The sequence below is a fragment of the Sphingobacterium sp. CZ-2 genome (assembly GCF_004526235.1).
Lineage (GTDB): Bacteria > Bacteroidota > Bacteroidia > Sphingobacteriales > Sphingobacteriaceae > Sphingobacterium > Sphingobacterium tenebrionis.
Window position 1 is genome coordinate 3756088 of sequence record NZ_CP038159.1, and the last position, 26779, is coordinate 3782866.

Below are 26779 nucleotides of genomic sequence, written 5' to 3' on the forward strand. Positions count from 1 at the left end.
GAAATTAATAATGAAAATCACCATGAGAAAGAAATCCATCATTGGACTAATCTTTTTATCAATAATATTTTTTACGCTAAATTCCTGTAATAAGTGGTTGGATGTGCAACCTAGCACACAAACAACGGAAAACAAACAATTCAGCTCGCAACAAGGATACATAGATGCACTAATTGGCACTTACCAAAAAATGGCTGAAAACAATAGCTATGGAAAAAACTTAGGATATGGTGTATTGGATGTCTTGGCGCAATTGTTCCAAAACAAAGCGAATCAAACTGTTGATATGTATGGTCAATTAGCTAGATATAATTATGCCGATGCTGGTGTGGAAGCTACCATTAACAGCCTTTGGAGTGAACAATATAGTATTATTGCCCAAACAAATTACATTTTAAAAGATATTGATGCAAATCGTCATTTATTTCAACAGCACAATTTTAATTTGATCAAAGGGGAATCATTGGCAATTAGAGCAATGGTCCACTTTGATTTATTGCGATTGTTCGCTCCTGTAAAATCACAATTACAACCTATCGAACAATCTACCATCCCATATATGACAGCATTTTCAGTCAATCCTTCTAAATCATTATCCTTTGAAGAAATTATTTCTCAAATTATCATTGATCTAAAAGCTGCTGAAGAATTATTGTCCATCGATCAGGAAATAGATCAAATTAAAGACAATGCTGGGAAAAATAATCTAGAATTGTTTCAATCATTCCGACAGAACCGATTAAATTATTGGGCAGTCAAAGCTTTATTAGCTCGGGTTTATCAATATAATGAAGATAAAGAAAACGCTTTAAAATATTCTAAGGAAGTGATTTCTAGTGAAAAATTCTATTTCGTAAATGGCAACACAAATACTACAAATCCTACATTAGCTTCTTCAAATGCTATTTTTAGTACAGAACATATCTTTTCAGTCTACAAATCAGATTTAAAAACAGTATCTGATCGTTATTTCAAGACTGAAAGTAATGCCGCCGAAGGTGAAGATTATTTTTCTACTCAGACTAATTTGAACAATTATTTTGAAGTATCGGTTTCTGGCCATGCTATAGATATCCGAGGACCTCAAGCCTCCAACTCCAGGTGGAATGTATTTAATGTATCAACTGTGTACAGCAATAAATATTATGTGGGTTCAAACATTAACAATGTGAACCAAAAATTAATTCCAGTTATCAAATTAGCAGAAATGTATTATATAGCAGCTGAAGCTAGTCCTACAGTTCAGGAAGCCTTGGGATATATCAATAAAGTAAGGACAGCGCGCCTTATCCCTGCATTAACTAATACAAACATTACCAATTCAAGCCAACTAGAATCAGAAATCTTTAAAGAATATCGAAAGGAATTTATCGCTGAAGGGCAATTATGGTATTATTATAAACGTAAAAAATTCACTTCCATTCAAAATACAGTGGACTACTCGTTCAACTTAGGAAAATACGTTTTCCCGATTCCAAATAAAGAAATCGAATTTGGATTAAATTAAAATCAAAAAAATGAAAAATTGGACAAATATATTTGGCTTTTTATGTTCACTTCTATTCCTCATTGGTTGTAGTGAAGATAAACCCTTAATGTATCAAGAAGATTCAAAAGTATATTTTCTTAAAAATACTACTGAAACTTCTAGAGATAGTATCGAAAAAAGCTTTGCTTTTGACCCTACCAATGTTACTTCTGATACTATTGCACTCAACTTTAGAATCATCGGCTTTCCTAAGGACGTAGATAGAGAAATTGCAGTAAAAGTTAAAGAAGGTTCCACGGCAAAGTTAGGATATCATTTTAAAATTGATAACCTATTTATTCCCGCGAATAGCTCAAATGGGTCAGCTGAACTTATTTTTTTCAGAAGAGAGGGTCTAAAGGATAGTACAGTCAGAGCAGATTTATTAATTGCAGAAAATGAAAATTTCGAGGTGGGATATGAAGATGTAATAGGAAATTCAAAAATCAATCGAGTTACTCTACGTTTTTCGATAACAGATTTATTGAGTAAACCAACAAATTGGCAAACATTATGGCAGAATATGTTTGGGGATTATTCCAATACTAAAATTTTATTTCTAACCCAACAGTTAAATTATACAGCTTGGAACGTGCCTTATTTATTCCCACAAGACCAAAGCAATATGATCAACAAGGCTAGGATAGCAATTTATGAATATGAGAAAATGAATGGTCCTTTAATGGATGAAAACGGAAATAGAGTGATAATCCCTTAATATAATGATATGAAAATAAAATTTGAAAACACGTTTATAGCCTTCATATTGGGATTAACTATGTATGGATGCGCAAAAGATAAAGGAAATTACGAATACCAAAATGTCCCAAAAATTGAGGTTAACGATCAATCCATTGTGGGAACTATATTTATTCAACAAGGATCTTCATTAAAATTAAACCCTGAAATTCAACTTAATGGAAATAATGATGATCTATCCTACGAATGGTTTGTCTATTTAAATTCTCCAAGTGCGTCCTATGTTCAGGATAGCACAAAAATTTCTAATACGAAGAATTTAGATTACATCATTGACCCTAATATATTTACTATTGGGGAAACTTATAAATTAACCTTTAAGGTTACAAACAACATTAATGGTATTTCTTCATTTCATTTTTACCAGTTAAGTATATCTGACATTTTCACTCAAGGATGGATGTTTTTAGAAGATAAATCGGGAAAAGCAGATTTATCGATGATTTTAAATAATGGCACAGTATACCATGATATTTATTCATTTCGAAACAGCAATCATCCAATCGTAAATCCAAAATCATTTACTATTTCGAATGCATCAATAACTGATGATGTCGGGCCCAGTGGTAAAAAATATTATATCGTTGGGCAAACTGATGCCGTTGAACTTGATGGAACAACCATGAAAAAAAGATTCGATTATGAATACCTGTTCTTTTCGCCACCAAATATTATAAAGCCGTCATATATTGCTTGGGGAGGTAGTTCGGGTAGTAATGTTGGTGTTTTGTTAAATGATGGGCATGTTCATATTAATATGGTCGGAGGTTTCCCAGGAGCTAAAAAATTTGGAGCCCAGCTAAGGTCTCCAAATAATGGTTATGATTATGCTTTGGCCCCTCAACATATTTCTGGCAACAGTTATACAGATACCTATAACATCATCATGTTTGACACAAAAAACAAACGGTTTTATGGAGTTACCACAAGTGCTTTAAATTCATTTGATGAAGCTAACCAAAACAGTAGCATCTTCGATATGAATAACGTAGGCTTAGATCTAATAAAACTAGACTCCTCCAACATAACAGAGATCCGCAATGCCATTATGAAGGATGATGGAGGCAAAGGATATCTGCTCCAATTCCGAACCTTAAGAAACGCCTCAAATCCTTCAATTACTGTTGGAAAACAAGAAATAATTTCACCGGGTATAGCTCAGGCATCAGATATAACTGCCTCCACCCTTTCTCCGCATCTATTTTATGTAAATGATGGAAAACTCTATCGCTATGAAGTAACCTCAAATACATATACTATTGAATACACTCTTCCTTCAAATGAAATTGCAACAAAAATAAAATTCCAAAAACATGGATATGGCAATTCTATCCCCCGTCTTATTTTATCCACGTGGAACGGTTCAGAAGGCAAAGTATATTTCTTTAAAATAAACCAGACTGGAGCTATTGAGAGTCTTGATAAAACATTCTCTGGCTTTGGAAAAATAATTGATTTAGCCTATAAATATTAAAAACATGAAATTTAAAACTACCGCAGCATTGCTATTTATGACAAGTTCATTGTTCGCGCAGAACAAAATTGATGATGCGACAAAAAGAATGAATGAAATTGTTCAAAATGGCTCCTTAGCTCAAAAAAACACACTTGCGAATGAATTAAGTTTAGAGGCAAAAACCTCCAAGGATGCTAACCGTCTAGAAGTAATCAGTAATTACTTATATCAATTAGGACGTGAAGAAAGTTCTGATTCTCTACGAAGTGTAATTGCAAAAAAATATCCGAAAAGTCTTGTGGCAAGACAAGAATTTGTCACTAATGATTTCTATAAACAGAAAACTGCGAAAGACAAAGAAAATAGCTATAAAAAACTGTTAAAAAAATGGCCGATCCCAAAAACAGATGAAATTAAAATAGCATATGATTACCTTATTGCAAATATTGCGAATTCATATATTGAAGAAGGCAATAAAGAAAAATCTTTATCTTATCTAAATCAATTAAATGAACGTTTTTGGCGGGCCCAAGGATTTATTCCTGTTGCGACAACACTACTACAACAAGGAGACACTTTAACGGCAATTCCATTAATTCAAACCTCCATTGAAGATGCAGAATATTTTATGAACCTCCCCAAAGATCAACAAGATAATAAGGCTGGTTTTGCTGCGGTAGGATATCCTGGATATGTTTCACAATTAGCAAATATCTACAGTAATCAAGGTAAGCATAAAGAAGTGATGACATTATTGGAAAATGCCATTTCAAAAAATCCAACATATGCTTCGCGGTTCAGCAATACCTATTTCAAGGCTTTGGAAAATGCAGGCAGAAAATTGGAGGCCCTTCAACAATTAGAAATGATTTATAAATCGGGCAATTTTGCATTTAAAACTAAAATGCATGAACTTTACACTTCATTAAATGGTTCCGATAAGGGTTTTGAAGGTTATATCAATAGATTGGATAATGAAGTTATTAAATACATTCAAGAGCATATTTCACAATTTGCAATAAATCAAACTATGCCAAATTTTGAACTACTAAACCTTAAGGGCGAGAAAGTTAGTTTGGAAAGTTTAAAAGGTAAAACACTAGTATTAGATTTTTGGGCAACTTGGTGTGGTCCGTGTATAAGATCTTTCCCAGCAATGAAAGCAGCACAAGAAATGTATGCCAATGACAATAATGTAAAATTTTTATTCATCAACACTTGGGAAAGGGATAAAAATTATAAAGAAAATGTGGCAAGCTTTATTAGCAAAAACAATTATCCTTTCGAAGTGGTTTATGATGATCAGAAAGATCCTAATAATGGAAAAATATTAGCTGAAAAGTTGGGTATTACTGGAATACCTGCCAAATTTATAGTTGATAAAGATGGTATCATTCGTTATAAGTTAACAGGGTCCTCTTCTGAAATAGATTATATAAAACTTGAGATGAAAGAACTAATAGAATCTGCTAAAAAACCAATTTCGCAGCATTCATTGGCGAAAAAATAATTTTTAAATAAAAAAACAGATCCTTCCGATCTGTTTTTTTATTATTTATACCGTCGCAGACGAGGTCGGGATCTGTCTATTCACCTTCTTTACCAAACCTTGCAATACCGCTCCAGGACCAACTTCCACAAAAGCTTCAGCACCATTTGCCAACATCGTTTCCACCGTTTGGGTCCATCTAACCGCCCCAGTCAACTGCGCAATTAAATTTTCCTTAATAGCCACCGGATCCTGATAAGGGTTCGCATCATAATTCTGATAGATCGGACAAACCGGAATAGTAATCTCCGTATCTAAAATCGCCGCCTGCAATTCTTGCTTTGCAGCTTCCATCAGTGGCGAGTGAAACGCACCACCAACCGGCAATTTCAACGCCCTTTTCGCACCAGCTTCCAATAATTTCTCACAAGCTTTATCCACTCCAGCTACCGTTCCAGAAATCACCAATTGTCCGGGACAGTTATAATTCGCTGCAACCACCACATCTTCAATCTGCGCACAAACCTCTTCCACGATAATATCGTCCAAACCTAAAATGGCAGCCATCGTTCCAGGCTCCAATTCTGTGGCTTTCTGCATCGCATTTGCGCGCTTTGCCACCAACTGAAGACCATCTTCAAAAGACAATGCTCCTGCAGCTACCAAGGCAGAAAACTCCCCTAGTGAGTGCCCAGCAACCATCGCAGGCTGAAATTGATCCCCTAAAGCTTTCGCTAGAATTACGGAATGCAAAAATATGGCAGGTTGGGTAACCTTGGTCTGTTTTAGCTCTTCGTCTGTTCCGGCAAACATGATGTCTGTAATACGGAAACCCAAGATCTCATTCGCACGTTCGAAAAGTGCTTTTGATTCCTCACTCGAGTCATACAAATCTTTACCCATTCCTACGAATTGGGCTCCCTGTCCAGGGAAAATATACGCTGTCTTCATATCAGGTTCTTTTTTCTATCACAAATATAAAAATTCCTTATTCTTCTGGAATGAATGATAAGGAAGAAAGGTTATCATCGCCAAAAACATCGTTGGCGATTTCCTGGATCTCCTTCGTACTCACCTTATCGATCTTTTCAAAGACTTCCGAAAGGGTAACTACGCGGTCATAATCGAGGATATTCTTCGCTTCCGCAATGATCAGGTTCATCCGGTTCTCTTCGGCCAAAGCGATCTGCCCTTTGAACTTATTTTTTGCCCTTTGTAAAAAGGTCTCCGACAAGGGCTGTTCCTTTAGTTTGTTCAGTTCTTTTCGGACCAATCGTAATGCTTTCTCAACCTTTTCCTCATCCGTACCAAAATAGATACTGAAAAGTCCGGTATCCGAATACAAACTGTAATTTGATTCGATGGTATACGCAATACCGTATTTCTCCCGGATATTCAGGTTGAGGATAGATGCCATGCCATAACCTCCCAACAAATTGTTCAACAGCAGTAGCCCCGTTTTTCGGTCATCATAGATCCCATAACCATGTCCACCCAATACATAATGGGCCTGATTAATCGGCCTGGTCAATGCCAGCTCCTGCTTTTTAGGCTTTTGGAAACTCTCTGCGGCATGATCCCAAGGGTTAATGGCCACTCGTCCAAAAACCTTGTTGGCTATTGCCAACAGCTTCTTTTCCGTATAATTCCCCGAAATGGCGATCACCATTTTGGAAGTCGCATAATGGGTATTTATGAACTGCCTTATATCCTGTTGTTCAATAGATTTCAGATCATCCTCCAAACCAAGGATATTATGTCCCAAACCAGATCCTGCAAACACCATATCCTCAAAATCATCCATGATCGCATCTTCCGGACTATCTTGGTAAGATGCCATCTCATCCAGGATTACGCCTTTTTCCTTTTCCATTTCATCCAACGGAAAAACAGAATGGAAAATTAGATCCTCAAATAGATCCAATGCCCGGTCAAGGTAAGGATGGAGAAAAGAGGCATGTATACAGGTATACTCTTTGGTGGTATATGCATTCAGATCGCCTCCGACAGATTCCAAACGGTTCAGGATCTGATTGGTACTGCGCCTCTCCGTCCGCTTGAACAAGAGATGCTCAATAAAATGGGCTGTTCCAAATTTCCCATACTGTTCATGCCTGGAACCCACATCGACAATCAAGCAGGCATGGGTAATCGCCGACCTGTCCGGATGCAACAACACCCTCAGTCCATTATCAAGTTGGAAAATTTTTTGGTCCATCAAGCAAAGGTAGTATTTTAGCGTTAGTATTTAGTAGTTAGTAGTTAGTATTAAGACCTAGGGTTGGATAGCCTTATATAGATAGTCTTCTAATGTAAATCATGATGTTAATTCGAATACCTAACTCTGGGCAGGGTCGTACTGAAACCATGGTGAAAGTAATGTGAAAGTATGTAATTCCTATGGTTTGATCCCATTTTGATGCTTTTACCTTGGTTTAACCATACTTTAAGACCGAATTCATCAAGAAAAGTGTGTTTTATCATACGAAAATGGGATAAAATAAAGAATATAAAAAGAGGCTCCCTTTCAGAAGCCTCTCGCTTTTATGGTGTGATCTATTTTCTACTTTTTATTATCAGACATCCTTTATAAGACATCGATTATCAGACGTATAGAATCTATCTTCTGACATCTATCATCTAATATCTAAAGACATCTAAATTAGAACCTAGGCCCTCTACCGCCTGGCCCTGGGAATCCACGATCATCTGATGGTGGCAAACCAGAGAATTTCTGAAGTTTGAAGGTGAACATCAACATGAAATATCTGCCCAACCTGTTGGTTTGGGTATCCGCGTAGTAGTTTTCTGCTACTGTTCTGGAGATGTTGGTCTGTTCATTCAGTAAGTCATAGGCTTGTAGACGTAGGGTCGCGCGGTCATCTTTCATGAAACGCTGCTCGATATAGGTGTTGATGATAAATGGATTTGCACTGGTCAATGGTCCATATCCTTTATTGAAGGTCTTAGATAAATCGGCACCAAAAATAGTGGATTTGGTAATGTTTACCGATCCGTTCAATGTTGGTGTGATGGATGATACATTGTTGTTATTCTGTGTCTGCAACTGATTTCTCGATAAGTTATAGTTATAACGAACACCTGGACTGATCTCCAAGTTTTCAGAAGGCGTATAGCGGAAACTTAATCCCTGCATGAATACGTAGTTGTTGATCACGTTCTTTTCACCTACTTCAGCAGTAGGATCATTCGAGATATACGACAGGTTCGTGTTGTAAGTAACCCCTCCCATCAACATCAAGTTGTAGGTTTTCTCTTTCAGCGATTTACCGAAGTGGTAGAAGGAACTGATGTTATACACCGGATCTTCTGCATTCAAGAACCTGGTTTCTCTGATCATACCTAAACCTGGCTCATTATAACTTTTGTTGAAGTTGGTAATGCGGTCTTTGGTCAAGCTACCATTAACGAACGCAAAGAATGTATTTCCTTTTTGGAAATCTCCTCCACGATAACGGATGGTCATCTGATGTCTGAATTCAGGATCCAGATCAGGGTTACCGATCGTTGTACTTGTTCTGTTGTTACTTACTTGGTATGGTAAGATCTGATTAACGGAAGGTTCGTTGGAACGACCGGAATAGTTCAGACTCAAACTTTTCTGACGGGAAAACTTGTATTCAAACCTAGCAATAGGAATGAAATTGAAGTTCTTACGGTTGATCAACGCACTGGCGTCATCCGAGGAGGCATCTCCTTCCAAAACGGAAGGTTGAACGGAAGCACCCAATGAATATTTTACCTTCTCGTTCTCGTGCATATAACTTGCTCCGATACGATGGGTAGTGAAGGAATAATCCTGTAGGTAGTGGAAATTTAATTCCTCATCAGGATTAGAGGATCCATCTTCATTAAAGGCATCTTGGAAGTTTTTATTGTTGTATGCGTTCTTATTAAAGTCATACGTCAATTCCAATTTACCAAATTGGGAAAGAGGCTCTGTATAGGATAAGGTAGTACCTGCATTCCAACTTTTGTTATTCACTTCCTGCAAGGTTTTTTCATAGATTTCCCTTAATGGCGTATTCGCATTTTCGGGATCAGCCACCATACGTTCCAATACTCTGTCGTAATCGTTTTCGGTTGCTGAATTATCGTAATTGAAATTGAAGAATAGATTACGCCCTTTATCGTTCAATTTACGGTTATACAAACCACTGATGCTATAACGTGGAACATTGGTGTTGGTCAATACTTTTTGGGTTTGCTCATTATCCAACAAGTCGGAGATAAAAGTGCTTGCAAAGGTATTGGAGTTATTGTTCACATCGTTGTATCCGAACTGTGGAGTAAGTTTGATATAATCCCTATCGGTAATGTTCCATTCTAGATTGGCTTCCATACGATGACTGGTCGTAATTCTATTGCCATTATCTTCGGTGTTTTCCACCTGCTTCAATTCAGGAAGTGTATATTCGATCAAACTCTTTGTAAAAGTGTTATTATCATCCCTTCCGAAAGAATAGTTACCATATACTTTTAGTTTTTCAGAGAAATCATGACGGATATTCACCCCGATGGAACCTACATCTGTAATACCACTTGGGTTACCGAACATACCTCCACCTGGACGGCCACCGCCACCCATTCTTCTTCTGGCACCTCCACCGGAAGTGTTGAAATCAAATAGAGGGGCATTGATGTTATTAAGGTTTCCTAAAACCGACACTTGGGTCTTATCGGTCATGCCCATCCACATACCGGTAGCCTGGTAGGTATTATCCGTACCATAACCCGCCCGGAGGGTGGTCATAAAACCTTTGTTATATTTCGGATCGATCTGGATGTTCAATACCTTTTCGGAATCACCCGATTTATTACCGGTGATGTTGGCCATATCGCCGAAATCATCTACCACCTGGATCTTTTCGATGATATTGGCAGGTAGGTTCTGCGTAGCAGTTTTCACATCACCACCAAAGAAATCCTTACCATTAATGCGTACACGGGTAACATTCTCCCCTTGTGCAGTTACATTACCATCCTTATCAACCTCCACACCCTGAAGACGTTTCAAAGCGTCTTCGGCCACTGCTCCCTGGCGTAATTTTAAGTCTTTCGTGCTGTACTCTACGGTGTCGCCTTTTACCTGTACGGTCAAGACCCCTGCAACCACAACTTCTTCTATTTGATTGGCATTTACCGCCAATGCGAAGCTAGGTACGCGGATTTCCTTTTGCCCTTCCGGAAATTCCACTTCCTTTTCTACCGCTTGGAAGCCTAAACTACTTACCCGAATGGTGAATTTCGTTGCAGCTACGTTGGTAAACGTAAAGAAACCCGCATTCGTTGAACTTGTTTTAAGGGTGTCTGTAGCTGACATTAAGTAAACCGTAGCCCCAGAAATAGGTCTAGATTCCGTGTCTCGCAGCATACCCTCGACCACTCGATTTGCTTGTGCATGAACACTCATGCTCAGCGCTAAGATGCAAACCAACATCAAAGCTTTTCTAATTCTATCCATAAATTAATTTTATTGCTCATTCAGCTTCCCTACAATCCAGACATCCGTCTTCATCTTGTAAGGATTCTTAATGGATGGTGCCGGCCGACCGTACATCCCTCCATACCTTCCCGTCTGGCTAGGTTGGTTCTTTAACATCTTCTGCAACTGGGCAAAACGATTGTTGATCATCACCTGTATACCCAACACTTGCTTAGGATCTTTCAACCCTAATGCACTGATAGGAATTTTTGATTCATAGCTCAAGATTTCATTACCTTCCAGTTTCGCAACGGCCTGCACCCCGTAGGTATTGTCGAAAGACAAACGACCATCCACAATCCTGGAGAATCCTTTCACCCCATAACCTCTACTTCTCTTGATCAGTTCTTCGCGTACATTCATGTTCGGAAGATTCTCATCATTGGCCATTGCCCGTAGGGTCTCACTGTCGGGTACCGGAAAAATCAACTGCGCACCATCCCGCTTCTTCCCATCGGTGTTCACATTGATGATAATCCCATTGCGAACCGCATCCTGCTGTAATACCGCATCTTTGATCCGCATCGCCACATAGATGTATTCGGCATCATTGCTGACCCCAAACATCCAACTGCTATCTGCATCGATCAGATTTAACTTTCCATTCCACTCTGTCAATTCTGCATCCACTTTCACCGGAAAGCTGGGCAGGATCTGGTAATTTTCTTTCTTTTTCTGAGCCAATAAGCTAGAACAAGCAAAAATTAAACAACTAAAAATGATAATTCTTTTCATGTTTACTTTGATAACCTTCTTATTGACAACAGTATAAGTAAAAAAGTTTACTTATCATGAATCTCCTGCAAAGAAAATAATAAGAAGTGTAAATTAATGTAAATAGCGGTTTATATCACATATATTACATTTCAGTAGTTAGTAGTTAGACGTATGGCGCCGAGGTCTTAATACTAAATACTAACTACTAAATACTATCTTTACTATCTTTGTTTCATGGATTTGTTGTCGTTTTTTCAGGAGGAATTTTTGGAGGCGGGCTGTGATGAGGCTGGAAGAGGATGTTTGGCAGGGCCTGTTTTTGCTGCGGCGGTTATTTTTCCGGCGGGATATTGTAATCCGGTTTTGAACGATTCCAAGAAGCTTTCGGAGAAGAAAAGGATGGAATTAAGGCCGATTATTGAACAGGAGGCCTTGGCATTTGCGGTGGCAAGTGTTTCGGCGGAAGAGATTGATCGGATTAATATTCATAAGGCTTCGTATTTGGCGATGCATAGGGCATTGGATATGTTGCAGGTGAAGGCGGAGTATTTGATTATTGATGGGAATAAGTTTATTCCTTATGGGGAGTTGCCGTATAGCTGTATAGTAAAGGGAGATGGGAAGTATTTGTCGATTGCAGCGGCTTCTATATTGGCAAAAACGTATAGGGATGAGTATATGGAGGGTATTGCTGGAGATTTTCCGGAATATGATTGGCGGAGTAATAAGGGATATCCAACTATTAAGCATAGGCAGGCGGTTTTGGAGCTGGGGATAACGCCACATCATCGAAAGACTTTCAGGGTGACGGATCCGCAGTTGAAGTTGGTTTTGTAAAAAAACACGTCATTGCGAGGAACGAAGCAATCTTTGGACTAATCGAAAGATTGCTTCGTCGTACCTCCTCGCAATGACGGTAGAGTTCCTCGCAATGACGAGAATATTATTTCACTACCTGCGGCGCCTTACTTACCTGCGGTGATTTCCCTCTATGCTTCAGCGATATATAAATCGCCCCAGCAAATCCCAGCACCAAAATAATAGAAGCGATCAACGAAATAACATTAGAAACCTTCATACTATTCGGAGCAAAGACAAATTCCACTTTATGATTCCCGCCTGGTAATGACAATCCACGCAACAGATAATCCGTACGGATAATCGGCACTTCCTCGCCATCCACATAAGCTTTCCAACCTTTATCATAAAACACTTCCGAGAACACTGCAAACACCTGATTAGGCGCAGAATACTCATATTTCATGGTATCAGGGTGGTAAGAAACCAATTTGATATCTGAATTTACCGGCTGACCAATAGAAACTGTTCCAAACAAATCCTTTAAGCCTTCATTCACGATCGCCTCTTTCTTAGGATCGAAGGTTTTCATCGCTTCCATCTCCGCATTGCTGCCATTCACAAACTTCACATTGTTCACAAACCACGCATTTCCTAATGCCGAGCTACGACGCTGAATATTCTCTGAACCATTCTCTGGATTTTTCCCAATCAAGTAACGAACATTCATCATATCCAATACATCCTCGTTCAATCCATTATCAAACAGATTCTCGATAACCTCTTGGAAACGCATCAATTTCGCCGCATGGTATCCACCCAAGCTCTTATGGAAATAAGAGGCCGATGCATCTTGGAAAGGACTGGTCGTCAGGTCCAATACTCGGTAAGAAAGATCCTTATCCATATGGACCAACTGATCTACCTCACGCTCCGGGATCGGACGTTCATATATATCCTTATCTACAAAAGAAGTGTTGTTTAAATAGCGTTTATCAAAAGACCAAAGGTCAACCAAAGTAATCAGCCCGATTCCGGCCAACATAATGGCTACATTCGCCTTCTTCTTAATAAATGCCCATACAAACCCAAAGGTCAAGGCTACAATGAAGAAGGAGCGCCAAGCATCCGCAGATGCCATTGCCGAACGGTCCTTGATCAACGCATTGACAATCTCCGTGGTCAAAGCCTGATCCCCGGTACGTTCCTGCAACATGGAAACATATTCCTGATGGGTCGAGGTCCTCAGATTCAATAAACTAGGCATCAAAGCAATCAGTAAACAGATAGCAGCAACAGCTCCACCGGTGTACAACACTTTTTTATCCAGATCCACAATTTCAGTTCCCCTTGTGATGATTTCATGAACCGCCATGATCGCCAATAAAGGAATCAACACCGAAGGAATCACCAAGATCGATTCAACCGCCCTAAACTTGTTGTACATCGGGATATAATCGAAGAAAAGATCGGATATCAGTGGGAAATGGCGTCCGAAGGATAAGAAGATGGTCAATAAGGTTGCAGCAAGGATCCACCATTTCAATCGATCCTTTACGATCACCAAACCCAGGATAAACAGGAAGATAATTCCTGCACCAAAATACCAAGTCCCTTGGGTAAAGCTTTTTTCACCCCAATAGGTTGGTGTTAAGCCATTGGCATATTGCAGGGCTTGATCCGCTGGAATACCCATTTTGGAAAACGTTTTTACCACATTGGATTCCTCATCCAACAGCCCCGATGTTTTACCACCATAAGCGTGCGGAATCAAGAAGGTAATGGTCTCGCCAATACCCTGGCTCCAAGCATAGGCATATTCCTTATCCAAGCCATGTGCATCTTTGCCTGGCTCTGTCACTTTCGTGATATTCGCCTTTCCGCGGATGGTCAGTTTGGAATATTCGTAGGTTGGGAATAATACCGAAGCATTGACCAGAACAGCGACCAATACCCCGATCAGCTGCATGGACGTTGCCTGCAAAAAGTTTTTAAGTTTCTTGTCCCTAATCGCATAGTACAGTTCAAAGCCCACTAATACCAGTAAGGCAATAAACAGATAATAAGTCATCTGTATATGGTTTGAACGGATCTCTAAGGCTAGGAATAAGGCTAAGATAGCAGGCCCCCAGAGTCGGCTCCCCCGATAACAGAGAATGACCGCCCCAATGATGGGCGCCATATAGGCGATGGCATAGGCTTTATTGATATGCCCAGCCTCAATGTACATAAAATTATACGAGGAGAACGCCAGGGCCACCGCACCGATGGCGGCCAACCAAGGTCGAATCTTTAATACCGAAAACAGGAAATAACCCCCTAATAAGAACAACAAAAGAACATCTGCCGGTGGAGGGAAAGCTTTACGCAAAGCTGGACCTATATAACTTGCCACGTTGTTGGCATGGTCGTACCATATTTGGTAGGTTGGCATTCCGCCGAACATGGAGTTGGTCCACAAGGGCGTATTACCGTCTTTTTCTCTGAAATCAAAAATCTCTTTCTGACTTCCTCTGGCTTGCATTACATCACTCTGCAACAAGGTTTTACCCTGCCATACAGGCGTAAAGTAAAATACAACGATAAGGAGGAAAATCCCGATGATAAACAAATGTGTCTGATTTTCCTTAAACCAATTTTTCATGAATTGTAATAAAGGGTTATTAATGATATACGCCCAAAAATATAGAAATGATTTTAATATTTATGCTTTTTGAATCAAGTTCTTAATATTGGACAATTCCCCAAAGAGGACAAGAAGATCATTTTCCCGCAGTACCATATCGGCTTTGGCAATACCGGATGCTTCTTTGGAGGTTCGGGTCACTCCATCCCCTGAGGTTTCTGTTTCTACCTGAACGGTAGTCAGGACGATAACCTTATATTTATTGGTCAGATCAGCTTCTTTCAAGGTCATGCCGATATATTTGGCAGGAACCTTGGTCTCGATGATGCTGTATTTTTCGGAAACCTTGAAGGAATCTACGATATCGATATTGTCCAAGCGCATGGCCAATCGTTCTGCGGCTTCCTCTTCCGGCATGATGTATTCCTCAATGTTCATCGCTTCCAATACGGTTTTTTGCAGGTCGGAGACCACCCTACCGATGATCCGCTTTACTTTAAGCTGTTTCAGCAGCGCGATGGTTAATAGGGATGCACCTTCATCTTCACCGATCGCCACGATCACGGCATTGCTATCCCGAAGAGGGAGCGAACTCACCGCTTCTTTATCCGTACTATCCAAACATACGGTATGGGTAATTTTATCTTTGTTCTGCTCGACCAGATTCATGTTAATATCAGCCGCGATGACCTCATGTCCCGACTCCGTTAAGTGGATCGCCAAGGATCTCCCAAAATGTCCTAATCCTAATACAATATATTTCATAGCGCTTAAAACAGAATTTTTTCAGTTGGATAAATATAACTTTTGTTCTTGGTATTCTTGATGAAGGCCACCAAAAGGGTTAACATACCGACACGACCGACGAACATGGTGACCATCAGGATAATCTTACTGGTGGAACTCAAGGAAGGCGTAATGCCTAATGAAAGCCCACAAGTGGTATATGCCGATACCGATTCAAAAAGCAGGGACATCATGTCCTGGTTTGGATCGGAAAAATTCAATAAGATAAAGCTCAACGAAATGGTCAAGATCGATAAGAGGATAATGGCAAATGCCTTATTGACCGATTCGGAGGCAATTTTTCTTTTGTAGATTTCAATGGATTCCTTTCCTTTTGCCAGTGCGACAATGTTCATCAGGGAAATAGCCACCGTTGTTACTTTCACACCCCCACCCGTAGAGCCTGGAGACACCCCTATCCACATCAAGGTCACGATCATGATCAAGGTTGGAATATTCACAAAGTTCAGATCCACACTGTTGAATCCTGCAGATCGGGAGGAGTTGGCCATAAAAATGGAAGATACCCATTGCCCGTAAGTAGACTTATCCTCCATCAGGGTATGGTTTCTCTCCAGGAAAAAAAAGGAGATCGTAGCCAGGATGATCACCACGATATTGCACAATACAATAAAGCGCGAATTGAAGGAGAAGACCATGGGCTTATGTCGATAGTTTCCTTTTTGGATAACCTTACACCAAAAGGAAATGATTTTTTCCTTTACCAGGGTATAGAAATTAAAGATGGTTCCAAAACCTAAACTACCAAGAATGAACATGGAAGATACGGCCAATTGAAAATTATAATTGAATCGGTAATTCTCATTGGTTACCCCATCTTTAATGATAGTAAATCCGGAGTTACAGAATCCGGATATGGCATGGAATGCGGAGAAGAAAATCTGTTCTCCAATGGATTCAAATAATTTGGGATCCAAAGAAAAGAAGATCAATATTCCACCGATAAATTCAAAGAGGAAAGTGATAAAGATAATGGTCAATTAGGTTGAAATAACGGAGTTTAATTTATCCTCGCCCAAGATCTCCCCGAACATCAATTGGTTCTTAAAGGAAAAGCCGCCGGAAAAGAAATATCCGAAAAAGCCGGTAAAGGTCATGATCCCTAAACCCCCGATCTGTATCAAAGCCATGATCACCGATTGCCCGAAAACAGAGAAATTGGTCGATATATCTGTTACGGTTAGCCCGGTAATACAGACGGCACTTGTGGCCATGAAAAAAGCATCTACAAAACTGAGTGGAGCTTCAATGGTCGTTCTAGGGAGCATCAATAAAAAGGATCCCAAGACGATCAGTCCCAGGAAGGAAACGACGAATAAAATAGTCGGATTAAAGTAGAAGTTATCAAAAAAGAGGCTGCTTCGGGATAGTTCTGAGATAAACATGATGAAAATCCCCAGGTAAAGCCATTCATCTTTTGCGAAGTTTTCAAGGAATCCACCGGTAAAACGCGCGAGGGTGATCAGCAAAAAGTAGGCTGTTACAACGACCCCCGAATAATGGGAAACATTGATCCTGCGAGCCACCAGAATGGAGGAAAACGTCCGGATGGCCTCAAATAAAAATAGCCCGTAATACATGAAAACAACAGTCGTTTCAGTATAACGCGCTAATTCTGGATCCGTAATATAACCTACGTGCAGTACCATCGTGATGGTACAGATGAGGCTGATGTAGAACAGCACCTGATCCACCACCTTATTATGGTACCGGAATATGAATTTTAGGAAGCTGAAAAATGAATCCATTCTACAAACATAGGATTACTTCTCCTTTTTTTCTTCTTTATCTTCGTTATCTTTCTTCTTGAACAGTCCTTTAAAGAAATTACCGGTTTTTTTGATGACGTTTTTAGAGCCTTCGGTTATTTCCTTCACATTTTCCGCCGCCCCTAGGAGTTTCGCCTCACGTTCCTTACTTATACCTGCACATTGCTTAATTCCTTCCAAAAGACTTTGCCACATGGTTTTGAAGAAGGTATGTTCCGGAACACGGGTATAGTTGACTTTTCCAATATGATAAACTTCATTGGCGTCGGGGTTACTATCATTGATCAGGACATTATTGACCACAAAGGATAAGATCCCCTTTTTGGTTTTGTTCATATCCTCTCCCGGTTTGTTGAGCAGGTTGATTTTCAAATGGTCGTAATCGAAACGGAAATCACCCCAGTTACGTCGATCATTCGCTTGCATGTTGAAGCTGATTCCACGGATATTTCCTTCACCGATTTCTACGTTCAGCAAAGGTTTCAATATTTTATTGAAAGCGGTGGCCTGCATCCTTCCCAAGGTTCCCTTATAGGTATGTACACCGGCTTTGCTCATCATATTGAATCCAAAATTGATTTTTAACAATCCTTGGTTCATAATTTTCGCGCTCAGATCTGCCCGCATCCAAGGCTCTTTCTTGAGGTGAAGGCTATCGTTTGTGACATTGGTGATGATCCCCGACGCATTGTTGAAGGTTATAACCCCTTCTTGATGGAATTTCGCGGAGAATTCGCCATATAAGACATCTACATTGCTTAAGAAAACAGTATCAATATGGATCAATTGCTTCAGTTTCAACAATTGTTGGTGTGGTGATTTCCCAATTTTATTGGAGCTCTTCTTTGGATATCGTTTATCGTTGTATAAGGAGATCGATCCATTTTTGATCTGCACATTCCTGGCAATGGTCTGCTGGTCATCGATCACCCGTTTGAAGTCCAGTTTTTCAAAACGAAGGGTATCAAAGCGGAGATCGGCCATGGTTACATTCTGGCCCCTTGTCTTAAAATAGTTCCCTTTGCTCATTTTGGGTTTATATACCACCTTGGTCAATAACACATTCTGTTCTTGCGTATTGATGGTCAAGCGGTCGAATTTGGCCACATATAACCCATTAGAAAGGTCGTATTCGAAACCAGGGACATCGATTTCCACCATTTTTGTGTAGAACAAGCGGGTGGTATCCTTGATAGAGGTTTCATCCAAGAGTACATCATGCACTTTGATCCCGATGCTATCCAATAGAATGTCGGAAGATTTCCCCTCTTCAATTTTGGAGAACTTAAATTTGACGTTATCAATCTTGATATCCCTTACATTCACGGAACTGAATACATCCTTGATATTGTCGTATAAGGTTTTAGTTTCCTTCGGTTTGATCGTATCGTTATAGGCATGGTATTCGGAAATCATGTGGATATCGGGTGATTCGAAAGTGATGTTCTTTATAAATAATTTCCTTTTCCGGATCACATCCCAAAGGTTGAAGCTGCGTACTTTCAGATTGGTCAGTTTGATATGAAAACGGCTGTTCGGTGCTTCCTTGGCCAGGACCATCTTTTGGTAAACAGCAGAGTCCGGAATGAGCTCGGCGTTCTTCAAAGTCACATTTCCAAGTGTGATATTCAGATCCAGGTCGTCGTAACGAAGCGAATAGAGGCCGTTGGTGGAGTTATGCACCACTTCCTTCAATCGCTCTTCCAATAAAGGTTTCCAGTTTCGGTTAAAATACCAACCCACCCCAATAACGGCGATAATAATAACTACTAATACCCCTATAATCCATTTCCAAACTGGTTTCATACGATTCTGTAAACGATGGTTTATTGTCGTTCAATAATACGAAACAAATTTATGGCCAATATGTTTAGTTAGTTGCGATTATTTTCGTTATTGTAGATGCTGAGGTAGCTATCGTAGCGGGAAGGGTCGATCTCGCCATTCTCCAAAGCCTCCAGAACAGCACATCCAGGTTCGTTGATATGTCGGCAATTATGGAATTTACATTGGTTCATCAAAGCCCTCATTTCGGGGAAATAATGGGAGAGTTCCTGCGGTTCGATATCAACGATCCCCAATTCGCGTATTCCAGGAGTATCGATGAGTTTTCCCCCAAATGGAAGCATGATCATTTCGGCAAAGGTGGTGGTATGTTTACCTTTGTCGGACCACTCGGAGATGATCCCTGTTTTCAGTTCCAACCCAGGCACTACGGCATTGATCAAGGTCGATTTTCCTACGCCTGAATGTCCGGAAACCAAAGTGGTCTTGTCTTTCAACAGTTCTTGAAGTTCTTGGATATGCTCTCCTTTCAAAGCCGATACGGCATAACAAGGGTAGCCAAGGCCTCCGTATAAAGCCATGTATTCTGCCAGAATTTCCAATCCTTCCTCGGAGAAGAGGTCTAATTTATTGAAGACAAGGATCGCCGGAATGCTGTACGCTTCGGCCGTAACCAAGAAGCGGTCGATAAAACCGGTGGAGGTGGCCGGAGATGCTAAAGTAACAACCAATACCGCTTGGTCTAAATTAGCACCAATGATCTGGGTCTGTTTAGAAAGGTTCACTGATCTGCGGATGATATAGTTTCTTCTCGGCAGCAAGGTATTGATGACACCAGATTGTTGCCCGGGTTCGAGTTCAAACTCCACAAAATCGCCCACCGCAATGGGATTGGTTGTTTTAATGCCTTGGGTCCTGAACTTCCCTTTGATACGACATTCGTAGTTCTGCCCATCATCGTCCATGACCTGGTACCAGCTTCCTGTAGATTTTGTTACTATTCCTCTCATTTTCTATTTCATTAACAGATGAATCCGCATATCCTTTCGCAAAAATGGAAAAATTTTGTTAATCTTTGGGTCTAATGATTTTGTTAACTTTGTTTATATCGTAAATATTAAAAATTTGAAAAAGTTATTTCTTCTCGACGGGATGGCATTGATCTACCGTGCCTACTTTGCCTTGAGCAAGACCCCACGGTTAACTTCATACGGTTTAAATACAGGTGCCATCATGGGTTTTACCAATACCCTATTGGATGTCTTAAAAAACCAGAAACCCTCTCATATTGCCGTTGTATTCGATACAGAAGCCCCTACCAACAGGCATCTGGAGTTTGAAACCTATAAGGCACAGCGGGAAAAAATGCCGGAAGATCTAGCTGCTTCGATTCCTTATATTTTCCGTTTGATCGAAGGATTTAACATCCCGATCATCACCATGGATGGTTATGAGGCCGATGATATCATCGGTACCTTGGCGAAAAAGGGTGAGAAAGAAGGGTATACTGTTTATTGTATGACGCCGGATAAGGATTTCGGCCAATTGGTATCGGAAAACATCTTCATCTACAAACCTGCTCGGATGGGTAATGGCGCGGAGGTATTGGGTGTTCCGGAGATATTGGAGAAATGGGAGATCAATAACGTACATGAAGTGATTGATATATTGGGTCTATGGGGTGATGCGGTGGATAATATCCCCGGGATCCCTGGAGTTGGCGAGAAGACCGCAAAAAAATTGATCCAAGAATTTGGTTCCGTGGAGAACCTGATCCAGAATACCGACAAATTGAAGGGAAAGCTGAAGGAAAATGTGGAGAATTTTGCGGATCAAGGGTTGATCTCTAAAAAATTGGCAACCATTTTATTGGATGTACCTGTGGAATTGGACGAAAAGGGCTTGGAACTGGAAGAGCCTAATAAAGATGTTTTGGAACCACTTTTTGTGGAACTTGAATTTAAAACCTTAGGAAAACGGATTTTTGGCGATGGATTTAATATGGCCGAAAATGCGGTGCCGAAAGGCGGACAGATGGATCTTTTTGCCATTCCAACGGATGCTGGTGTTGGTATTGTAGCGGAGGAAATAGAAGATTCTTACCCATTGAATACCATTGAAAACACAACACATACGTATATATTGGCCGATGAATTTGCTGAACAGGAGAAGTTGGTGAAACTTTTAGCTTCGCAACCTTCTTTTTCTTTTGATACGGAATCGACCGGATTGGATGCGCTAAATGCGGAGATGGTCGGAATGTCTTTCAGTTTTGAACCTGGGACAGCCTATTATGTACCGGTATCCTCGGATCCGCTTCAGGCTCAGGAAACTGTTAACCTGTTCAAACCGATTTTTGAGAATGAACAGATTCAGAAAATCGGGCAGAACATCAAATACGATATGCTTATCCTTTCCCGCTATGATGTACAGGTAAAAGGGAAATTATTTGACACAATGTTGGCTCATTACCTGATCGATCCGGATACGCGCCATAATATGGACTATCTGGCCGAGACCTACCTGAAATATAGTCCGGTTTCTATTACCGAACTCATTGGTGCCAAGGGAAAGAACCAAGGCAATATGCGCGATGTGGAATTGGCGAAGATCAAGGAATATGCAGGCGAGGATGCGGACATTACCCTGCAGCTGAAACATAAATTTGAACCTTTATTGCAGGAGACTTCGACCTTGCAATTGGCAGAGGATGTGGAATTTCCGTTATTAAGGGTGTTGGCTTCGGTAGAACGCAATGGGGTTAAGATCGATGAGCTGACCTTGCAGAATTTCTCGAAGGAGATCGAAAAGGATGTGAAATTATTGGAACAGCAGATCTATGAAAAAGCTGGCTGTACCTTTAACATCGCTTCTCCAAAACAATTAGGCGAGGTGTTGTTCGATAAACTTCAATTGGATCCGAAGGCTAAGAAAACAAAAACCGGACAATATAAAACCGGAGAGGATGTATTGTTGGCACTGGCCAACAAATCGGACATTGTTCAGGACATCCTTTCCTTTAGGCAGTTACAGAAATTGAAATCAACTTATGTGGATGCGCTGCCAACCTTGGTCAACCAGCAGACTGGCTTGATCCATACTTCCTATAACCAAGCTGTAGCCGCAACGGGACGTTTGAGTTCGACGAATCCTAACCTTCAGAATATCCCTATCCGTACGGAAAAAGGCAGGGAGGTTCGAAAAGCTTTTATCAGTAGGGATGAGAATTGGACACTGTTATCGGCGGATTATTCGCAGATTGAGCTGCGTATCATGGCCGAATTGAGCAAGGACAAGAATATGCAAGATGCCTTCCATCAAGGTTTGGACATTCACCGTGCGACAGCAGCAAGGGTTTATGGGGTAGCCCTGGATGAGGTGACCTCGGATATGCGTAGGAATGCAAAGGCGGTGAACTTTGGGATTATCTATGGGCAATCGGCATTCGGCCTATCGCAAAGTTTGGGGATTCCAAGAAAAGAAGCGGCTGAGATCATTGACCAATATTTCTTACAATATACAGGTATTCGCCAATACATGAGTGAGGTGATCGAATTCGCAAAGGAGAATGGCTATGTGGAAACAATTTTAAAAAGACGTCGTTATTTAAGGGATATCAATTCGGCCAATATGACGGTTCGCGGTTTTGCGGAACGAAATGCGATCAATGCGCCTATTCAAGGTTCTGCGGCAGATCTGATCAAAATTGCGATGATCAATATCCAACAGGATATTGAGGAGAAGGGCTTGGCGGGGAAAATGATCATGCAGGTGCATGATGAGCTTGTGTTTGATGTTCCGAATCACGAAATTGAAACTTTTAAAGCGATCATTTCAGATCGTATGAAATCGGCGATCAATATGGAAGTTCCTATTGAGATCGAAATTGGTCAAGGAAGAAACTGGTTAGAGGCACATTAATCAACGCTGTTGGAAGGATAATAATCATGAAGATATTCAAGGCAATCTTAATAGGGATCATGCTTTTTGTCCTTGGGTGGAACGCCCAAGCTCAGGAAGCGAAACCTGTATTTATGGAAAGGGCGGATAGTAATCTGGTCCGTTTTTATTACGACAAGAACTACTTTTTGGTCGATAAAAACTGTGAGTTCCATTCCATTGAACGGATTGCCGAATTTAATGCCAAAACAAGCTTTTTTATTGGGGAGTTCAAGGATTATTCACTGGATGGTAAGTTATTGCTGGAAGGGAATTATCGTCAAGGCATCAAAGAGGGTGTTTTTAAAGCCTATCATCCGAATGGACAATTAAAATGGCAGATGACCTATCAACAGGGTGTTCCTGTGGGTGAATTGAATTTCTTCTATCCTGATGGCAATCTCTTGATGACGGTGCTGCATCAGGGTGAAACCGTGAAATTAATGACGTTGATGGATGACCGGGGTCGCCGTTTGGTGATGGATGGCAATGGAAAGTATAATTTCAAGGTGCCTTACGCAGGCTATAACCCCTATGGATTTCCATTTGTGCGTTTGCGCGGAAATATCAGGGATGGATTTGCAGTTGGTAAATGGCAGGTATTATTTGAGGATGACAAAGGGACGGTTGAAGCCGGCGAAGAATATTATGCGCCTAATGGCGCATTCAGGGAGGGCTACGATTACTATACACAAGAAGTATATGATGCTGCTCGATATCCACTTTGGCCTATAGAGCCTTTTATGCGCGGCGAACATTTTGTGTCCAAAGATTGTACATTTGATGACTTTACGGGATATACCATGTATTTAGGAAAGGCCATCAGCGATTATTTTGAGGGCGCAGAAATCCCTGATCTATCCAAATATGAAATCACCTATACCGTGGAGGTGGATAAGAGGGGAATTCCCAAAAAGGCAAAGGTAGCGACCAAGTTCAATCCGGATTTTGACCGTATTTTTGCTTCTGCCTTGGGGGAAATTGGAAATTATATTCCCTCATTTGTAAATGGGGAATATGTGGATGATGAATTGACAGTGAATCTCATAGCGCAAAAAGCTGGGGATGGTTCGTTGCTCTTTCATTCGGTTAAAATCATTAGAAAAGCAGAGAACCCTTAGGATTTCCTAAGTTTAATTATATTTGGAGAAATTTTTAATCATGAAATTCCATAAAGAAGGATATACCAGTTTAGCACTTGTTGTTTTATTCATATTCGTGATCTTGGCCATTGCGCATTATTTTGATGCGGGCAAGGTAGTTACTTGGATACTTTATATTATATCTGCATTCCTATTTATCACGATTGTGCAGTTCTTCAGGAGCCCAATCAAAAAGATCAGCATTGATGATGGTGTAATTTTATGCCCAGCGGATGGAAAAGTAGTGGTTATCGAAATAGCGGAGGAAACGGAATATTTCAAGGAAAGAAGATTGCAGGTTTCGATCTTTATGTCGCCTGTGAATGTGCATGTGAATAGAAATCCTGTTTCTGGAATGGTAAGTTTCTTCAAATATCATCCCGGTAAATTTTTGGTGGCTTGGCATCCGAAGTCTTCCACGGATAATGAACGTACGACGGTTGTGGTTAAACGTAAAGATGGTGTAGAAGTGTTGTTCCGCCAGATCGCCGGAGCCTTGGCCAGAAGGATCGTATGGTATGTAAAAGAGGGTCAGGAAGTAAAACAGGGCGATGAATTCGGATTTATCAAATTCGGTTCTCGTGTGGATTTATTCTTGCCTTTGAATGCCGAAATCAATGTTAAAATCAACGATAAAGTGGTAGGTGGAAAAACGGTTATCGCTCGCGTATAATCCATGAATTTCAGATCGCTCATATTGATCATCAGTTTTGTGTTCTCGCTGATCCTGGCGGGCATGAACTTTTATTATGAACGGGATTTCCCAACTTTCATCTTTATTCTCATCCTGAGTTTTATCCTTTCGTTTTCCCTACTGAACTATGTTTTTCAGAAATTTGTATACGAAAGGATAAAATCAGTCTATAAATTGATCCACAACCTGAAGTTGGGTAAAGAGCTAAAGGACGCCTTAGGTGACCATAAGTCTGACGATCCTATCGGGGATGCGGAGAAGGAGGTTAGGGATTGGGCGAAACAGAAGGCATCCGAAATCGATCAACTTAAAGCTCAGGAGAAATTCCGTAAAGAATTTCTTTCCAATATATCACACGAATTCAAGACTCCACTGTTTGCTATTCAGGGTTATATAGAAACCTTGCAGGATGGGATGATGGAGGATAATCCGGAAATGGCTGTTAATTTTCTGAATAAGGCTTCTCGGAATCTGGACAGGTTAAGCTATTTGATCCATGACCTGGATGAAATCGCTAAATTGGAATCCGGAGCTGTGCTGATTGAAAAGGAAAAATTTGATCTGCAGGTGTTGATCAAAGAGACGCTGGATGACTTGGAATATAAAGCCAACGAACAGAACATTGTTTTAGATTTTAGTTCAAAAGGAAATCATCCGATTTTTGTAAAAGCTGATCGGAAGAAGATACAGCAGGTTTTGGTGAATCTGATTGACAATTCCATCAAATATGGAAAGAGAAACGGAAAAACGAGCATTAAGACTCATCCTTTAATCGATCAGATTTTGATCGAGATTACGGATAATGGAGTTGGGATAGAGGAAAAGAACCTGCCAAGGGTTTTTGAGCGGTTTTTTAGGACAGATAAAAGTAGGTCGAGGGAGATTGGCGGTTCAGGTTTGGGCTTAGCGATTGTGAAGCATATCATTGAAGCTCATCGTCAAAATGTGCATGTGCGTAGTACCGAGGGCATTGGGACCACCTTTTCTTTTACATTGAAAAAGGCCTAATTGGGGGTATTTATAAAAACTTAACATTAACTTAACATTAAGTCCATATTTTTGCGCTACTAAAATTCAAAATATGTCGTTGAATAGCATTTTTCAATACTTCGTTCCGAAGGACAAAAAATTCTTCCCTTTATTTGAGCAAGCTGGCTCGAATTTGATCGAAATGGCTAAGTTATTAAAAGAGAGTGTTCATACCTCTGATCTACAACTTAGAAAAAACAATTCCAAATTGTTGGAAGACCTAGAACACAAAGGGGATAACCTAACCCACCAGATCCATTTAGAACTTGGAAAAAACTTTATTACTCCATTCGACCGTGAAGATATCCACGCTCTAGCGAGCTCATTGGATGATGTTGCTGACTTTATCCATGGTGCTTCAAACCGTATGGAACTATATAAGGTAGAAAACCCGAGTGATGCGATGAAAGAGATCTCTGATCTTATCGTAGAAGCTACTGAACATGTTGCCAAAGCATTATTTGAACTGAAAGACCTGAAAAACATCAGAAATATTACGGATTCTTGCGTTCGTATCAACAGTGTAGAAAACAAAGCGGATTACATCTTTGATAAAGCTGTAGCTGATCTTTTCGAATATGAAAAGGATGCGATCAACCTGATCAAGAACAAAGAGGTATTATCGGCTATGGAAGATGCTACCGATAAATGTGAGGACGTTGCCAACGTATTAGAAAGTATCCTAGTGAAAAACGCGTAATCGTTTTTTAACCTTTATTTCATTACAAAATTTTA

Annotated in this window: 18 protein-coding genes and 1 pseudogene; 10 read left to right on the plus strand and 9 right to left on the minus strand. The window is 40.3% G+C overall.

Annotated elements, in window-relative coordinates; translation table 11 throughout:
• Positions 1-22 precede the first annotated feature (22 nt).
• The 4 genes from E3D81_RS16370 to E3D81_RS16385 are packed head-to-tail and all read left to right on the plus strand — an operon-like array spanning position 23 to position 5253.
• Positions 23-1507, plus strand: a complete 1485-nt coding sequence (locus E3D81_RS16370) for a RagB/SusD family nutrient uptake outer membrane protein (protein ID WP_167554357.1) — start codon at positions 23-25, stop codon at positions 1505-1507.
• Positions 1508-1517: 10 nt separating this feature from the next.
• A complete protein-coding gene (locus tag E3D81_RS16375) occupies positions 1518-2246 on the plus strand; it encodes a DUF4843 domain-containing protein (protein ID WP_099365009.1) in 729 nt (242 codons plus the stop codon).
• 9 nt (positions 2247-2255) lie between these two features.
• The gene (locus E3D81_RS16380) at positions 2256-3761 is read left to right on the plus strand and encodes a PKD-like family lipoprotein (protein WP_099365010.1); all 1506 of its coding nucleotides are present in this window, start codon (positions 2256-2258) and stop codon (positions 3759-3761) included.
• Positions 3762-3765: 4 nt separating this feature from the next.
• Positions 3766-5253, plus strand: a complete 1488-nt coding sequence (locus tag E3D81_RS16385) for a TlpA disulfide reductase family protein (protein WP_134778253.1) — start codon at positions 3766-3768, stop codon at positions 5251-5253.
• A gap of 45 nt (positions 5254-5298) precedes the next feature.
• Here the strand turns inward: E3D81_RS16385 and fabD are convergent, their stop codons facing one another.
• The 4 genes from fabD to E3D81_RS16405 form a co-directional block, all read right to left on the minus strand.
• Complete coding sequence (fabD, locus tag E3D81_RS16390; protein ID WP_134778254.1) at positions 5299-6183, minus strand: ACP S-malonyltransferase; 885 nt, start codon at positions 6181-6183, stop codon at positions 5299-5301.
• Between the two features lie 37 nt (positions 6184-6220).
• Positions 6221-7450: a M16 family metallopeptidase gene (locus E3D81_RS16395; protein ID WP_134778255.1), complete on the minus strand. Its 1230-nt coding sequence runs from the start codon at positions 7448-7450 to the stop codon at positions 6221-6223.
• Between the two features lie 444 nt (positions 7451-7894).
• Entirely contained in the window at positions 7895-10717 is a 2823-nt protein-coding gene (locus E3D81_RS16400) for an outer membrane beta-barrel protein (protein ID WP_134778256.1), read from the minus strand.
• 9 nt (positions 10718-10726) lie between these two features.
• On the minus strand, positions 10727-11473 hold the full coding sequence (locus E3D81_RS16405; protein ID WP_134778257.1) for a hypothetical protein: 747 nt from the start codon (positions 11471-11473) through the stop codon (positions 10727-10729).
• 216 nt (positions 11474-11689) lie between these two features.
• Here E3D81_RS16405 and E3D81_RS16410 point away from each other — a divergent pair, with 216 nt between their 5' ends.
• On the plus strand, positions 11690-12292 hold the full coding sequence (locus E3D81_RS16410) for a ribonuclease HII (RefSeq protein WP_134778258.1): 603 nt from the start codon (positions 11690-11692) through the stop codon (positions 12290-12292).
• Between the two features lie 106 nt (positions 12293-12398).
• Here the strand turns inward: E3D81_RS16410 and E3D81_RS16415 are convergent, their stop codons facing one another.
• From E3D81_RS16415 to rsgA, 5 genes and pseudogenes are all read right to left on the minus strand, one after another.
• Positions 12399-14897: a YfhO family protein gene (locus tag E3D81_RS16415; protein WP_134778259.1), complete on the minus strand. Its 2499-nt coding sequence runs from the start codon at positions 14895-14897 to the stop codon at positions 12399-12401.
• 60 nt (positions 14898-14957) lie between these two features.
• The gene (locus E3D81_RS16420; RefSeq protein WP_099365018.1) at positions 14958-15644 is read right to left on the minus strand and encodes a potassium channel family protein; all 687 of its coding nucleotides are present in this window, start codon (positions 15642-15644) and stop codon (positions 14958-14960) included.
• A gap of 5 nt (positions 15645-15649) precedes the next feature.
• A pseudogene (locus tag E3D81_RS16425) lies at positions 15650-17434 on the minus strand (TrkH family potassium uptake protein).
• Between the two features lie 15 nt (positions 17435-17449).
• Entirely contained in the window at positions 17450-19261 is a 1812-nt protein-coding gene (locus E3D81_RS16430; RefSeq protein WP_134778260.1) for a hypothetical protein, read from the minus strand.
• A gap of 68 nt (positions 19262-19329) precedes the next feature.
• Positions 19330-20250, minus strand: coding sequence for a ribosome small subunit-dependent GTPase A (rsgA, locus tag E3D81_RS16435; protein ID WP_134778261.1), 921 nt, complete (start codon positions 20248-20250; stop codon positions 19330-19332).
• A gap of 115 nt (positions 20251-20365) precedes the next feature.
• On the opposite strand from rsgA, the gene polA reads away from it, so the two are divergent.
• From polA to E3D81_RS16460, 5 genes are all read left to right on the plus strand, one after another.
• The gene (gene polA, locus E3D81_RS16440) at positions 20366-23161 is read left to right on the plus strand and encodes a DNA polymerase I (RefSeq protein ID WP_134778262.1); all 2796 of its coding nucleotides are present in this window, start codon (positions 20366-20368) and stop codon (positions 23159-23161) included.
• A gap of 26 nt (positions 23162-23187) precedes the next feature.
• Positions 23188-24300: a toxin-antitoxin system YwqK family antitoxin gene (locus E3D81_RS16445; RefSeq protein WP_134778263.1), complete on the plus strand. Its 1113-nt coding sequence runs from the start codon at positions 23188-23190 to the stop codon at positions 24298-24300.
• Positions 24301-24340: 40 nt separating this feature from the next.
• Positions 24341-24994, plus strand: a complete 654-nt coding sequence (locus E3D81_RS16450) for a phosphatidylserine decarboxylase family protein (RefSeq protein WP_134778264.1) — start codon at positions 24341-24343, stop codon at positions 24992-24994.
• A gap of 3 nt (positions 24995-24997) precedes the next feature.
• Positions 24998-26023: a sensor histidine kinase gene (locus E3D81_RS16455; protein ID WP_134778265.1), complete on the plus strand. Its 1026-nt coding sequence runs from the start codon at positions 24998-25000 to the stop codon at positions 26021-26023.
• Between the two features lie 73 nt (positions 26024-26096).
• Complete coding sequence (locus E3D81_RS16460) at positions 26097-26744, plus strand: DUF47 domain-containing protein (protein WP_099365026.1); 648 nt, start codon at positions 26097-26099, stop codon at positions 26742-26744.
• The last annotated feature ends 35 nt before the right edge of the window (positions 26745-26779 follow it).

Coding starts and splice junctions, on each gene's coding strand:
- E3D81_RS16400 (WP_134778256.1), bottom strand. CDS start 10,717: ATGGATAGAATTAGAAAAGCTTTGATGTTGGTTTGCATCTTAGCGCTG.
- E3D81_RS16410 (WP_134778258.1), top strand. CDS start 11,690: ATGGATTTGTTGTCGTTTTTTCAGGAGGAATTTTTGGAGGCGGGCTGT.
- E3D81_RS16370 (WP_167554357.1), top strand. CDS start 23: ATGAGAAAGAAATCCATCATTGGACTAATCTTTTTATCAATAATATTT.
- E3D81_RS16450 (WP_134778264.1), top strand. CDS start 24,341: ATGAAATTCCATAAAGAAGGATATACCAGTTTAGCACTTGTTGTTTTA.
- E3D81_RS16455 (WP_134778265.1), top strand. CDS start 24,998: ATGAATTTCAGATCGCTCATATTGATCATCAGTTTTGTGTTCTCGCTG.
- E3D81_RS16420 (WP_099365018.1), bottom strand. CDS start 15,644: ATGAAATATATTGTATTAGGATTAGGACATTTTGGGAGATCCTTGGCG.
- E3D81_RS16380 (WP_099365010.1), top strand. CDS start 2,256: ATGAAAATAAAATTTGAAAACACGTTTATAGCCTTCATATTGGGATTA.
- E3D81_RS16405 (WP_134778257.1), bottom strand. CDS start 11,473: ATGAAAAGAATTATCATTTTTAGTTGTTTAATTTTTGCTTGTTCTAGC.
- E3D81_RS16375 (WP_099365009.1), top strand. CDS start 1,518: ATGAAAAATTGGACAAATATATTTGGCTTTTTATGTTCACTTCTATTC.
- fabD (WP_134778254.1), bottom strand. CDS start 6,183: ATGAAGACAGCGTATATTTTCCCTGGACAGGGAGCCCAATTCGTAGGA.
- E3D81_RS16395 (WP_134778255.1), bottom strand. CDS start 7,450: ATGGACCAAAAAATTTTCCAACTTGATAATGGACTGAGGGTGTTGTTG.
- E3D81_RS16445 (WP_134778263.1), top strand. CDS start 23,188: ATGAAGATATTCAAGGCAATCTTAATAGGGATCATGCTTTTTGTCCTT.
- rsgA (WP_134778261.1), bottom strand. CDS start 20,250: ATGAGAGGAATAGTAACAAAATCTACAGGAAGCTGGTACCAGGTCATG.
- E3D81_RS16460 (WP_099365026.1), top strand. CDS start 26,097: ATGTCGTTGAATAGCATTTTTCAATACTTCGTTCCGAAGGACAAAAAA.
- E3D81_RS16430 (WP_134778260.1), bottom strand. CDS start 19,261: ATGAAACCAGTTTGGAAATGGATTATAGGGGTATTAGTAGTTATTATT.
- E3D81_RS16385 (WP_134778253.1), top strand. CDS start 3,766: ATGAAATTTAAAACTACCGCAGCATTGCTATTTATGACAAGTTCATTG.
- E3D81_RS16415 (WP_134778259.1), bottom strand. CDS start 14,897: ATGAAAAATTGGTTTAAGGAAAATCAGACACATTTGTTTATCATCGGG.